The organism is Acetonema longum DSM 6540, assembly GCF_000219125.1.
GTDB lineage: Bacteria > Bacillota > Negativicutes > Sporomusales > Acetonemataceae > Acetonema > Acetonema longum.
In genome coordinates this window covers 1-13,504 of sequence record NZ_AFGF01000211.1, presented here as the reverse complement: position 1 = coordinate 13,504, position 13,504 = coordinate 1, and the positions used below count along the sequence as shown (strand labels likewise).

The window sequence follows — 13,504 nt, the reverse complement described above, 5'->3', positions numbered from 1 at the left end:
TAGAATCTTTATATTTATTTTCTTGCCGCAATCATTATACTTTGAAGTAGAAAGTTTGAGGAGGAGAGAAATAAGGTATGGTTACAATCGTGAATATAGAAGCGGCAGATATGGAACAGCTGGCGGCATTGGGCGAGGAGCTTACCGGAAAGAAACCTCATATGCCGCAACTTAAAATCATACTTGATAAAATTTGTAGTGATCCTAATTATATTCTCATCGGCGCCAAGAGCGAGCGGGGACAATTACTGGGCAGCGTGATGGGAATCTTATGCCTGGACATCGTGGGTCAATGTCAGCCCTTTATGGTGCTGGAAAATCTGATCGTCCGCCGAAACAGCCGGCGGCAAGGAGTCGCGAAACAATTGGTGGGCTATTTGGAAGACTATGCCCGGGACAAAAATTGTTATTTTATTATGCTTACTTCCTTGGCGAAGAGGGCGGAAGCTCATGCATTCTACGAGTCTATCGGGTATGCCAAGGGTATGGTTCAAGGGTTTAAAAAGTATTTATAATATTTGCGGCGTTATAAATGGCTAGTGACAGTACCAATTACTGTTTTAGGAGCTATTCTTACAAATTCCTCCATAGCTTTGGTGATGTATTTATTTTGTTTATTATAGAAGAATACATTGCGAAATGTATGAGGGCTGTTTATTTTGTAATATAACATCGTAGAATTACGGTTGGCTTTTTGGGCCAATGTATCGCTGATGATAGCAGCTCCCATGCCGTAGCAGGCAACGTTATACGCTGTGGCCAGCTGATCTAATTCTAAAACGATTTTAGGAATGAGGCCGTTTTCTTGAAAAACTTTATCAGCGCGTATTCGCGTGTCATTGCCTGCTCGTAAGAAAATGAACGGCTCATGGGCAAAAATGGAGAAGGGCACGGCTTTTGTTGCCGGATCTAAATGTTTTCCCTGGCAAATATCATCGATTGATAGTTGATATTCCCGCGCAAGATGATTCGAAAGCAGCTTGGGAGGCACGGTAAGAATGAGATTCTCGCTGCAGAACAAATGCTTTTCGTAGATTGTTTCGTCTAAGGGGTAATTATCCAGTACAAAGTCCAGTGTGCCGGCAAATAACAGTTCTTCCAACCGGGCGGAAGCGGCCTCGATAAGAGTGACCTTGATGGCAGGATACTTGTCGTTGAATGCTGTTATGATCGCCGGTACAATAAAAGAAGCAAAAACATTGCTGGCACCGATAGAAAGGCGTCCTGTTTTCAGCTGATTTAAATTGCTCAGATAGTTTTCAAAGCGGTTTTCTATATCCATAATGGTCTCGGCGGCTTTTATATATTCTGCGCCTGCGTCTGTTAAACGAACCGCTTTGCTGCTGCGATCGAAGATGGAGCAGCCGATGCGGTTTTCAATTTTTTTGATTGCCGCACTGAGGGCGGGTTGGCTGATATATAGGTTTTGAGCGGCTTTGGTGAAACTCTTTTCTTTATACACTTCATAAATATATTCTTTTCCTTTAAACATACAATCTCTCCTGAATATAATCAAATGATTATATTATTTATACTAATAGACGTATTTGATTATATTTTATCCAAAATCTATAATGAAATCAAATGAGGGATGACGATGTTACACAGTAGGGGGATGAGACAATGAGAAAGGCCATCGGCATTCTCGGCGGTATGGGAGCGGCAGCTACCTGTGATTTATTTAATAAAATTATTACGATGACAGACGCCAAATCCGATCAGGATCATATTCATATTTTCATAGACTGTAATACTAATATTCCTGACAGGACCAAGGCGATATTAGGGAAGGGGGAAGATCCCGTTCCCGAAATCGTGAGAAGCGGTATCCGTCTGCAGTCAATGGGAGCGAATGTGTTAGTCATGCCGTGTAATACAGCCCACTATTTTTACGATAGAATTACGCCTTTCTTCGATGTCCCGCTATTAAATATGTTGCAGCTGACGGCTGAGGCCATACAAAAAAGAGGTATAAAGCGGATTGGCTTGCTGGCAACGGATGGGACTCTTCAATCCGGGGTCTATCATGCGGTATTGGCGCAAGCCGGTATAGAGGCAGTGATTCCTTCCCTCTCGGATCAGGCGAGCGTAATGGATGTTATTTATAATGGCATAAAGGGCGCGAATAGAAATATCGACCTGGGCAGATTTTACGATACAATCGACGGATTATTTGCGCGAGGCGCGGAAATATTGATACTAGGGTGTACCGAACTGCCGATTGCATTTGAAATCTACCGCATTGACCGGCCGGCGATTGATCCGACTACGGTATTGGCAGCAGCGGCCATTCAGTTTGTGGGTAAACCCTTAGTGGCAAGAAATTTAGCCGTTTGACCTGCGCTGCGTCTTACATTGGCTGATAAACGCAACCCAAGAACTCCTGTAAACCATTTACGGCTTTAACAGGAGTTCTTGCAGTTTATTTAGAACTGTATACTAACAGCATAAATTAAGGCTGAAATAATGGCTAAAGCTGCGAAGGTGATGTATGTTGAAATTAATTGTTACGGATATGGACGGTACGTTGCTTAATTCCAACCGGGAAATCAGTCCGGGAAATGCTGCGGCGTTAATGGCGGCGCAGCGGCAAGGGGTGGAAATCGCCATTGCTACAGGGCGGATATACGAGAATGCGCGGGGATTATGCCAAAGAGCCGGGTTTAACCCTCACATCATCTCTAACCATGGGGCGTTTGCCTATACGAAAGATGGAGAACAGCTTTTAGGTGTAGGGATCGATAAAAGCCATGTTAAAAATGCGATAACTTGGCTCACGGATAATCATTATTTTTATAATCTGTGTACCGATAGGCATTCCTATATTCCGGCCAGTACGGCAGATATTCTTTCCAACGATTTTCATGCTGCCAAATCACTGATTCCTGATGTCACTGCGGGAAGAGTTCAGCAGGTGATTCAAATATATCAAAAAATGGACGGCAGGACCCTGATTGATAAATTGGACGATCTTTTGGAACAAGGTTTGGCTTTTGGCAGCATTACCTCAATAACCTTCGATCAGGAGAAGCTGCGCCGAGGCAGGGAGTATTTCGGCGCATATCCGGGCTTAGCGTTAAGTATCGCCGGCAGGGATATTTTCGAACTGATTAACCCAACGGTTTCCAAGGGAAAGGCCCTGGAGAAGCTGACGAATCATTTGCATCTTCCTATGAACGAAGTCATGGCAATCGGTGATAATTATAATGATATTTCCATGTTGGAGCGGGTGGGGATCAGCGTTGCCATCGGCAATGCCGAAGAAGATGTGAAAAAGATCTGCAAGCATGTATCTCTGTCGAATGACCAAAACGGAGTAGCCCATATCATTAACAAGCTGCTCAAACTATAAATTCTATTTTCTATAAAAGGGATGAAATTTTCTGTGACTGATGGTACTGCAAAAGGCTTGATGCAGGATGAGAACGGCAGCAAGTCCCGTTTAGCCGCCAATACCTATAAAGGTATTCTATTAACAACTTTGTCAGCTGTTTTATTTGGCGTGACTCCCGTGCTAACCTCCCTTACTTATAGCCTGGGCGGCACGCCTGAAACCGTAACATTTTTCCGGAATCTTTTTGCGATTCCCGCTTTGTTTCTGCCGCTTTATCTGAAAAAGATACCCCTTTCCCTGCCCTGGCCGGTACTGCGTGATATTGCTCTATATGGGATAATCGGCGGGGGCATAACGACACTTTTACTTTATATGTCTTATCCTTATGTAGGAATTGGCGCCGCTACAACTTTGCATTTTTTGTATCCGGTATTTGTTTGTCTCATCTGCCGCATCTTTTTTAAAGAACGGTTGAGCTTGCGAAAAATAATGGTTCTGCTAATTGCCGGCGCCGGCATGTTATGTTTTTTTGATTTAAAGGCCGCCAGTCAGATAACCGGCCTTGTGATAGCGGGGGTCTCGGGATTGACCTATGCAATCTATATGGTTGCCATGGAAAAGAAGAGACTGGACCAGCGGAATTCTTGGATGGTTACATTTTATATGGCGATTTCGGTGTCGATTTTTATGTTGCTTTATAATATTCCGACGGGAAAGATTGTCCTGCTCTTACCGTTGAAAGCCTATCTCTATATGGTTACGCTCGCTATTTTAGCATCGTTTCTCGCCGTGCTGCTATTGCAATTGGGAATCAAATATCTGGGAGCTTCCACGGCAGCGATTCTGTGTTTGTTTGAGCCGATAACGAGTATGATTTGCGGGGGATTGTTTTTACAAGAGACAATCACGATTGAAAAAATTATCGGCTGCATCCTGATTTTTTCCGCGGTGGTTCTTCTGGCCACTAATAAATCCAGTTCAATTTCAATCCCGCATGGAACATGTTCTTAGGGGCTATTTATGCAGTTTAATTTCTCATGGGTCTGTGATATACTAATTAAAACTCAATATTCTAAAACCGTTGATTAAGAGTAGTAATCATTACAGCGAAATTTTAGAGAGCTGCAGGTGCTGGAAGTGCAGCATTTCAAGTAATGACGAATGGACTTATGAGGGCAACCTGAAAAGCATTTTACTTAGTAGGCGTTGACGGAAAACTCCGGTCGTAACACGGGGAACGCATGATAGTGCGTACCATTAAGTGGCTTGCAGATAAACTTCTGTCCTTATGGACAGAAGTTTTTTGTTTGAAACAACAGTAATAGTTGGTAAGATAAAAATCAGAAAATAATTTTGAAAGGAATTTGATGATGAAAAAACGTATTTTAACTGGCGACAGAACAACTGGAAAACTTCACTTAGGGCACTTTGTAGGGAGCTTGCAAAACCGCGTGAAGTTGCAAGATGAATATGATACCTTTATTCTTCTTGCCGATATACAGGCACTCACTACACACTTTAATAATCCCGAACTTATCAATTCAAGCATCTATAATATTGCCATCGATAATCTTTCCGTAGGGCTTGACCCCAATAAAATTACATTTGTTCAACAGTCGCAAGTTCCTGCTATTGCTGAACTGACCGTTTTTTATTCGATGCTGGTTTCGGTCAATTCACTCAGACACAACCCAACAATAAAAAGCGAAGCTATGCAATACGGATATGATGATTTGACATATGGATTTTTAGGCTATCCTATAAGCCAGACGGCAGATATAACATTTTGTAATGCCGATCTTGTGCCTGTAGGGGATGATCAGTTGCCTCACATGGAGCAAGCGAGAAAAATCGTCCGCAGATTTAATGATTTGTATGGTGAAACATTAAAAGTGCCAAAAGAACTGCTGAGCGCCACGCCACGTCTTCCCGGTCTTGATGGCAACAGTAAAATGGGAAAAAGTTTAGGTAATGCCATTTATTTATCCGATGATGCAGAAACTGTTACAGCAAAAGTAAAGTCAGCACTTACCGATATGAATAGAATTTCTGTGGCTAATAGGGGTAATCCTGATATTTGCATGGTAAACAAATATCATAAAGCGTTTAATGTTGACGAATATGAGAATATCTGTGATATGTGCAGGAATGCGAAAATTGGCTGTGTCGCTTGTAAAAAAACTCTTTCCATTAGGCTTAACCAAATGCTTGATCCATTCCGTGAGCGCAGAAGGTATTTCGAAAATCACCAAGGCGAAGTCAGGGATTTGATTGTATGTGGCACAAGTCGAGCCAATGAAATCGGCGCTGAGACCATGAGCAATGTAAAAAAGGCAATGAAAATTATAATCTGATAGTAATGTTAAAGTATCCTCCAACAAGTGTCTGCCATGTGTATGATGGAGAGCTTCCTCAAGAGCAACTAGATCATTTTTGACATAGATTCAATCAAAAATGGCCGATAAGGAGATTGAAATGCTAGAGAAAAAAGGGACTTACGCTCTTTTGGATAAATACAATTTTATTTATGAGGTTTACGATCACCCCGCAGTTAATTCCATTGAAGAATTGGATACATTGAATATTCCGTACAAGAAGCAAATTGCAAAGAATCTTTTTTTGAGCGATGATAGAAAGAACGACTATTTCCTCGTTACAGTGCCGGGACATAAAACAGTCAATTTGAAAATCCTGCGTGCTAAGATTAACAGCCGCAGACTGTGCCTTGCCAGCGAACAAGAGCTCTGGAAAATGCTGCTGCTAAAAAGGGGCTGTGTAACTCCTGTCGGAATCCTGAACAATACACGGAAGAATGGTCGTGGCCGTATTTGATAATAGTTTGCGGGGACAGCAAATTGGCATACATCCGGTGCAAAATACCGCGACGGTTTTCCTTGCTTTTGAAGATATCATAAAAATGGTTGAGGATCATAGAAATGCTATTGTTATGTGTGAATTTGAATAGGTAATTCCTTTTTATCGTATTGACTTAGATAGATAAACGGCATAGTTAGGGGAGGAGCGGTCAATGGATTTTGCTTATCTAAGAAATATCCCCGGGTTTGAGGATCTGGCGCCTGGAGATTTGGCCATGATCAACCAAGTAACCATAGAACGAAAATATAAAAAGAACGGAACCATTTTCATAGAAGGGGAACCCGGTGAAGGATTTCATTACATCAAGACCGGCAAGGTCAAGATCGTCAAGGCCTCTGTTGATGGTCGGGAGCACATCATCAACATATTGGGGCCAGGTGAGGTTTTTGCTGAGGTTCTGCTGTTCAATGATGAAGCTTATCCGGCAACCGCTATTGCGTTGGAAGACTCCTGTGTAGGCGTCATTCGCAATGACAAGCTGGAGGCAATCCTTGTCGGCCACCCGCGAATTGCCCTGCACATCATCAAGGTTATGAGCAGGAAAATCCGGTTCATTCAAATGAAGATCAAGTCCCTTGCCTTTTCCGACAGTTACGCCAAGATCGCCCAGACCCTGGAGGGGCTGGCCCGCCGTTACGGCAGGAAAACAGCGCGGGGTCTGGAGATAGATCTGGACATGACCAGGCAGGACGTTGCCAATCTGGCCGGGACCACCAGGGAAACAGCCAGCCGTGTATTCAGCATCATGAAAAAGGATAAAGTGCTGGATGCAGATGAACGCCATATTGTTATTCTGGATCAGGATGGCTTACGGCAGTATTATGAGAATCAGATGTAGCATTCAGGAGACCGACAAGTCTGATTTATCGGCTAATCCGCCGGTGATCAGACTTTTTGCCGTGTTGTGAAAATCACAGCGGCCTGTGACGCAAGTCACAGTAAAAATTACGTCAAAAGGGTAATATAAAATCAGAAAGCAACAAAGCAAACGGCTAGGAGGAATGACGATGCTGCCTAAAGGAGCCAATCTGCAGAAAATCCACAACGGGAAAAGGACATATGCCATCACGCCCCATCTGCCGGGCGGTTTCATAAAACCTGAAGTGCTGGAGAAATATGTCCATGTTGCCAGGAAGTATAACGGCATTCTCAAGCTGACTTCCGCCCAGCGCATCATGATTACCGGACTCAAAGCCGAGGACATTGATACCATATGGAGTGACCTGGGAATGCAGCCGGCTCTGGGTTTCGCCAATTGTGTCCGCAGCGTGAAGATTTGCCCGGGAATTGCATTTTGCAAGCGGGGCAAGCAGGACAGCATCAAGTTGGGGTTGGAACTGGACCGGCGGTACATAAAAAAGGAAATGCCATCCCGGATGAAGCTGGGGGTTTCCGGCTGCCTCAATTCCTGCTCCGAGGCAATTATCAAGGATATTGGCATAATCGGCACTGACGAAGGCTGGGATGTCTATGTAGGCGGCAGCGCCGGATCCCATCCCCGGCTGGGAGATCAGCTCATTACCGGTCTCAATTACGATGACACACTGCGAATCGTTGAAATCATTGTGGCCTACTACCAGAAAAATGCTGATATCGAACGGGTCGGCCAGTTCATTGACCGGATCAGTTTCGAAAAATTTAAAAGTGACGTTTTGGCGGAGTTCAGCCATCATACCCCATCCGCAGACGTGCCCAAACCCTACTCGGCGGAAGAACAGATGATTCCCCGGCCCGGCGGCCTGACTGAAGGCAAGTTGGTCTTCGGGGATAAAATCACTGCGGACAGTGTCATCGCCGACATCATCCGGGTATACCCTCAGACCGTCCCGGTGCTCCGTGGTTTCGGCATGGGCTGTCTCGGCTGCCCGTCATCCACCGGTGAAGCGTTGGAAAAAGCGGCCGGAATTCATGGAATCGATGTTGAAGAACTGATAGAGGCATTAAACCAAACTATAACAGGGAGTGAAAAATAATGAGCGCATTTATCGGCCCGATCCATTATTGGCTCTACAGCAAAATCCGTCTGGTCATCCGGCGGGAAGAACATGTTTACCAGAAAGCATATGAAATGTGCGGCGACACAGCGGAAGAAATCAGGGAGCAAGCCTGGCAGACCTACGGTGAGCCGCTGCCGGATACGGATCTGAGCGAACTCCTTGATCCCAGCAACATCCATGGCTGGCTGCAGCGCCAGATCAATGTCGCCGAGTCCAGGGAAGCCGCTTTCATCAAAGGGCTGCTCGATGCCTGCGGCAGCACCGCCGAAGATCTGATAGCCCAGGCCTTCGCCGAGTGCGGCAAACTGGCCGGGGAAGACGCCAAAGCAAAAGGAAAATATGATCTGGCTGCCGCGCCTGGCATATATACCGCTCTAAATGACTATTACCTCAACGGGATGCCCTGCGATCAGGACGACATGGTGGTGACCTCTGAGGATCATCGCATACTGTGGGAAACGGGTGTATGCCAGCAGGAAGCAAACTGGAAGCGGGCCGGCGTTGATAGTGGGACAATGAGTAATTTTTATCGGGCCTGGCTGAAAGAATTTGTCGTCCATGCCAATTCGGCCTTCTTATTCCGCCAACTGGCCGACAAGGCGGCCGGCGGTCCGGTCAACCGGTTTGAAATTTACCGTACCGGGTGCTGAATGCAAAGTGTTCTGTCGTAGAGGAAGAATGTTTTCGATTAGTGCGAATGAGTTGTAATAATAACGATTTGATATTGGTGTTTTGTTAAAATTATTGACAAAACAGCAGATCGTTTGTATAATAGTGATTAACTTAATATATAAAAGTGAAGACGGAAAAAAGTAGATGTATACTTGCTAAACAGAGAGCTGATGGCTGGTGCGAATCAGTTGGCGGTATAGGTCGAAGTTCATTCCCGAACTGCGAGGCTGAACGACAGTAGGCTGAGCCGGAGTGGCGCTCGTTAATGTGCTATGAGTTGATCTGATTCGAGATTATTAGGGTGGTACCGCGGAGCATTCCGTCCCCTTGCGGTAGCGCCTTTTTTATTTTCGACGGATAACTAGGGTGGTACCGCGATGCACGTCCGTCGTCCCTTTTTAAGGGACGATTTTTTATGAGAAAAGGATGGATGAACGGTGCTGAAAGTTTTACGTCAGAAAAAGGTAATCGCTTTAGCAATCGCAGCGGTATTAGCGATGAGCGCTCTTGCCGGCTGCGGTGATGAGAAAAAAGAAGCGGGTGCGGAAAAAGGCAAAGTCTACCGGGTTGGTGTGCTGCAACTGGTGCAGCACGGCGCTTTGGACGACTCTAACAAAGGCTTTGTGGACGGACTGGCGGCCAGGGGTTATAAAGACGGTGCCAATATTCAAATCGACCAGCAGAACGCGCAGGGGGATCAGTCCAATCTAAAGACCATCAGCCAGCGGTTTGTGAATAACAAAGTAGATTTAATTTTCGCTATTGCGACTCCGGCAGCGCAGATTGTTGCCAATGAAACAAAAACGATCCCGATTGTGGGGGCGGCGATTGTGGATTATAAAACGGCCAGGCTGGTTCAATCCAATGAAAAACCCGGCGGCAATGTGACCGGGACGACCAATCACAATCCGCCGCAGAGACAGATCGATCTGGCGCTGAAGCTGGTTCCAAAGGCAAAAACAGTGGGGGCGTTATATACCTCCAGTGAGTTGAATGCTCAGCTGCAAGTCAAGGCAATGAAAGAATACGCCGCGGAAAAAGGATTGACCGTTATTGAAGCGACTGTTACGAATGTCAATGATATTCAACAGGCGGCGCAGAGCTTGCTTGGCAAAGTGGATTTCATCTATTGTCCGACCGATAATACTATCGCTTCCGCTATGGCCAATGTTGCCAAGATTACAGTCCCGGCAAAGATACCGGTTTTTGTCGGCGATGAAACTATGGTTAAACGGGGCGGAACAGCGGGTATCTCTGTCAATTTTTATAAACTCGGTTTCCAGGCCGGCGAAATGACGGCTGATATACTTTCGGGCAAGTCAAAACCAGCAGATATGCCGATTGGCTCGCAAGAAGAGGTAAGGGTTATTATCAACCAGGAAGCGGCTAAAGCGATTGGTCTAAGCATACCGGAAGAACTGATGAAAGAAGCTCAATAAAGACCATACCGGAACGGTTTGGAGAGAACCCTCTGGCTAAGCGGTGAGAGCAATTACATGCTGTCTCCCGGCAGCATGTTTTAATACATGGGAGGCACGATACATGGGTGATTTAATGGTTTCTACTGTAGCCCAAGGGCTGCTTTGGTCGGTGATGGCTGTAGGTCTATATTTGACTTTCCGCACGCTGCATATTGCCGATTTAAGCGTGGAAGGCAGCTTTCCGCTGGGAGGCGCTATAGCGGCGGTACTGTTGATGGAAAATCATAGCCCCGCAGCTGCTATCTTTGCGGCAGGCGCAGCCGGGATGCTGGCCGGCGCCGTCACCGGGCTGCTGCATACAAAACTGAAAATACCCGCCTTGCTAGCCGGTATTTTGACGATGATTGCGTTATATTCAGTGAATTTACGAATTATGGGAAAAGCGAACTTATCCTTGTTAAATATTGATACGGTCTATACATCGTTAACGTTCCTGAATTTATCACCCAATATGATTACTTTCCTGGTTGGTCTTATCATCGCCATATTGATTCCAGTCCTGTTATACTGTTTTTTTGGCACAGAAATCGGGATGGCTTTGCGGGCTACCGGCAATAACCCGCAGATGATACGGGCGATGGGAGTCAATACGGATGCCATGCTGCTGCTGGGGCTGATAATCAGCAACGGACTGGTAGCTGTAGCGGGAGCCTTTATCGCCCAGGACAACGGCTTTGCCGATGTTGGCATGGGCGTAGGCACTATCGTCATTGGCCTGGCCTCCGTTATCATTGGGGAAGTGCTGTTTGGCTCAAGGAGCGTTAAAAACCCCCTGATTTCCGTTGTGCTTGGATCCATTGCTTACCGTATTGTCATCGCGGCTGTATTGTATCTGGGTATGCCGCCAAATGACCTGAAACTGTTCACAGCGATTTTGGTTGCGATTGCTTTATCCATGCCCTTATTTAAAGACAAATGGGATAGCAGGAAGGTGGGGTAAAATGTTGCGGGTAGACGGTATCAGCAAAACCTTCTTCGCCGGCACAGTGAATGAGAAGCTGGCTTTGAAAAATGTAAGCCTGGAAATGAAGCCGGGTGATTTTATCACGGTCATTGGCGGCAACGGGGCAGGGAAAAGCACCCTCTTGAACTCTATTGCCGGCGTGTTTCAAGTAGACAGTGGGAAGATTTACATTGATAATATGGATGTAACCGAAATGGCCGAGCATAAACGGGCCGCCTATATCGGCAGGGTATTTCAGGACCCCATGCTGGGGACGGCTGCGGGCATGATGGTGGAAGAAAATTTGGCGATGGCCGCCCGGAGGGGCCAAAAATTGCATCTGCGATGGGGTTTTCGAGGTGATGAATTTGTGGAATTCAAAGAAAAACTGGCTAAATTGGATCTCGGTCTGGAAGACCGGTTGAAAAGCCGGATGGGGACCTTATCCGGCGGTCAGAGACAGGCGATCACACTGCTGATGGCGACCCTGAGAAGGCCTAAACTGCTGTTATTAGACGAACATACTGCCGCCTTGGACCCCAAAACCGCGGAAAAGGTATTGGCTCTGACCAGGAATATTGTGGAGACAAGTGGCCTGACAACCCTGATGATTACTCATAATATGCGGGATGCACTGCGATTTGGCAATAGATTGCTGATGCTGAATGACGGAGAAATTTTGCTGGACATTCACGGGGAGGAAAAAGCCAAGACCACAGTTCATGACTTGTTAGACGCTTTCGAGCATTCCGGCGGCAATGGAGCCAGCGACAGCATGGTGCTGGGTTGAAATAAGCCAGAGGAAAAAATCACTATTGACAAAATGAAGGATTGCAAGTAAAATCAATATCAATATTAAATGGTGAATAGTAATGACGGAAATAAGTAGGTTTATGGCTACACCATCCAGAGAGCCGGTGGCTGGTGCGAACCGGTTGGCGACATAGACTGAAATACCTTCCTGAACTGCGAGGCTGAACGACAGTAGGCTGAGCCGGAGTGGCGCTCGTTAATGTGCTATGAGTTGATCTGATTCGAGATTATTAGGGTGGTACCGCGGAGCATTCCGTCCCTTGCGGTAGCGCCCTTTTTATTTTCGACGGATAACTAGGGTGGTACCGCGATGCACGTCCGTCGTCCCTTTTTAAGGGACGATTTTTATTTGGAGGGATGGGTGGCGGTATGTTCAGCAAGTGTCAAAAGGAAATGATGGCCTTGGCAATAGTCGTCGTGTTAACAATGAGTCTTTTTGCCGGTTGCGGCGGCGAGAAAAAGGAAGCCGGCGGAGAAACCGGCAAGGTCTACCGGATCGGCGTTCTGCAGCTCGTACAGCATGGCGCCTTGGACGATTCTAACCGTGGGTTTGTGGACGGGTTGGCGTCCAGAGGCTACAAAGATGGGGTCAACATCAAAATTGATCAGCAGAATGCCCAGGGGGACCAAGCCAATTTAAAAACCATCAGCCAGCGGTTTGTGAATAACAAAGTGGATTTGATTTTCGCCATTGCGACCCCGGCAGCGCAGATTGTCGCCAATGAAACCAAAACCATTCCCATTGTGGGAGCGGCGATTGTGGATTACAAGACAGCCAAACTGGTTCAATCCATAGAAAAGCCCGGCGGCAATGTGACCGGGACGACCAATCACAATCCTCCCCAAAGGCAGATTGATTTGGCGCTGAAACTGCTGCCACAGGCCAAAACAGTGGGAGCGTTATATACCTCCAGTGAAGTGAATGCTCAGATTCAAGTCAAGGCGATGCAAGAATACGCTGCGGCAAACGGGCTGGCTGTAATAGAAGCCACCGTTACCAACGTCAATGATATTCAACAGGCGGTTCAAAGTTTAATTGGCAAAGTGGACTTCATCTATTGTCCGACCGATAACAATATTGCTTCCGCCATGCCCAATATTGTCAAGATCACCATACCGGCGAAGATACCGGTATTCATCGGCGATGAAGCCCCGATTAAGAAGGGGGGCGCAACGGCGGGCGCTTCGGTCAATTTCTATCAACTTGGTTTCCAGGCCGGTGAAATGGCGGCCGACATCCTTGCCGGCAAGTCAAAGCCGGCGGATATGCCCATCGGTTCACAAGAGGATGTAAAGATTGTTATCAATCAGGAAGCCGCCCGGGCGATTGGACTGGTCATACCGGAAGAACTGAGGAAAGCGGTTGAATAAACAGATTCACAACAAA

Annotated in this window: 14 protein-coding genes and 2 other annotated features; of the genes, 13 read left to right on the top strand and 1 reads right to left on the bottom strand. The window is 46.3% G+C overall.

Annotated elements, in window-relative coordinates:
* Positions 1 to 77 precede the first annotated feature (77 nt).
* On the top strand, positions 78 to 515 hold the full coding sequence (locus ALO_RS16935) for a GNAT family N-acetyltransferase (protein WP_004098439.1): 438 nt from the start codon (positions 78 to 80) through the stop codon (positions 513 to 515).
* Positions 516 to 526: 11 nt separating this feature from the next.
* Here ALO_RS16935 and ALO_RS16930 read toward each other — a convergent pair whose 3' ends face one another.
* A complete protein-coding gene (locus tag ALO_RS16930) occupies positions 527 to 1,492 on the bottom strand; it encodes a LysR family transcriptional regulator (RefSeq protein WP_004098438.1) in 966 nt (321 codons plus the stop codon).
* 131 nt (positions 1,493 to 1,623) lie between these two features.
* Here ALO_RS16930 and cuyB point away from each other — a divergent pair, with 131 nt between their 5' ends.
* From cuyB to ALO_RS16870, 12 genes are all read left to right on the top strand, one after another.
* On the top strand, positions 1,624 to 2,337 hold the full coding sequence (cuyB, locus tag ALO_RS16925) for a cysteate racemase (RefSeq protein WP_004098437.1): 714 nt from the start codon (positions 1,624 to 1,626) through the stop codon (positions 2,335 to 2,337).
* A 154-nt stretch (positions 2,338 to 2,491) separates the two neighbouring features.
* Positions 2,492 to 3,352, top strand: a complete 861-nt coding sequence (locus ALO_RS16920) for a Cof-type HAD-IIB family hydrolase (RefSeq protein WP_004098435.1) — start codon at positions 2,492 to 2,494, stop codon at positions 3,350 to 3,352.
* Positions 3,353 to 3,385: 33 nt separating this feature from the next.
* Positions 3,386 to 4,345 carry a DMT family transporter gene (locus ALO_RS16915; protein ID WP_004098434.1) on the top strand — a complete coding sequence of 320 codons (960 nt, stop codon included), beginning with the start codon at positions 3,386 to 3,388 and terminating at the stop codon, positions 4,343 to 4,345.
* A 359-nt stretch (positions 4,346 to 4,704) separates the two neighbouring features.
* Positions 4,705 to 5,688, top strand: coding sequence for a tryptophan--tRNA ligase (trpS, locus tag ALO_RS16910; RefSeq protein ID WP_004098433.1), 984 nt, complete (start codon positions 4,705 to 4,707; stop codon positions 5,686 to 5,688).
* Positions 5,689 to 5,809: 121 nt separating this feature from the next.
* The gene (locus ALO_RS16905) at positions 5,810 to 6,166 is read left to right on the top strand and encodes a YbaK/EbsC family protein (RefSeq protein ID WP_004098432.1); all 357 of its coding nucleotides are present in this window, start codon (positions 5,810 to 5,812) and stop codon (positions 6,164 to 6,166) included.
* A 196-nt stretch (positions 6,167 to 6,362) separates the two neighbouring features.
* Positions 6,363 to 7,049, top strand: coding sequence for a Crp/Fnr family transcriptional regulator (locus ALO_RS16900; RefSeq protein WP_004098430.1), 687 nt, complete (start codon positions 6,363 to 6,365; stop codon positions 7,047 to 7,049).
* A 169-nt stretch (positions 7,050 to 7,218) separates the two neighbouring features.
* Positions 7,219 to 8,184, top strand: a complete 966-nt coding sequence (locus tag ALO_RS16895; protein WP_004098428.1) for a DUF1858 domain-containing protein — start codon at positions 7,219 to 7,221, stop codon at positions 8,182 to 8,184.
* Positions 8,184 to 8,858 (top strand): hypothetical protein, encoded by a 675-nt coding sequence (locus ALO_RS16890; RefSeq protein ID WP_004098426.1) that lies wholly within the window; start codon positions 8,184 to 8,186, stop codon positions 8,856 to 8,858. The genes ALO_RS16895 and ALO_RS16890 overlap by 1 nt, the downstream gene beginning before the upstream one ends.
* 140 nt (positions 8,859 to 8,998) lie before the next feature.
* Positions 8,999 to 9,210, top strand: a binding site (T-box leader).
* A 107-nt stretch (positions 9,211 to 9,317) separates the two neighbouring features.
* Complete coding sequence (locus ALO_RS16885; protein ID WP_004098424.1) at positions 9,318 to 10,319, top strand: ABC transporter substrate-binding protein; 1,002 nt, start codon at positions 9,318 to 9,320, stop codon at positions 10,317 to 10,319.
* 103 nt (positions 10,320 to 10,422) lie between these two features.
* A complete protein-coding gene (locus ALO_RS16880; protein ID WP_004098423.1) occupies positions 10,423 to 11,301 on the top strand; it encodes an ABC transporter permease in 879 nt (292 codons plus the stop codon).
* Between the two features lies 1 nt (position 11,302).
* Positions 11,303 to 12,094, top strand: a complete 792-nt coding sequence (locus tag ALO_RS16875; RefSeq protein WP_004098422.1) for an ABC transporter ATP-binding protein — start codon at positions 11,303 to 11,305, stop codon at positions 12,092 to 12,094.
* Between the two features lie 73 nt (positions 12,095 to 12,167).
* Positions 12,168 to 12,381 (top strand) — a binding site (T-box leader).
* 105 nt (positions 12,382 to 12,486) lie between these two features.
* Positions 12,487 to 13,488: an ABC transporter substrate-binding protein gene (locus tag ALO_RS16870; protein WP_004098421.1), complete on the top strand. Its 1,002-nt coding sequence runs from the start codon at positions 12,487 to 12,489 to the stop codon at positions 13,486 to 13,488.
* Positions 13,489 to 13,504: the final 16 nt, after the last annotated feature.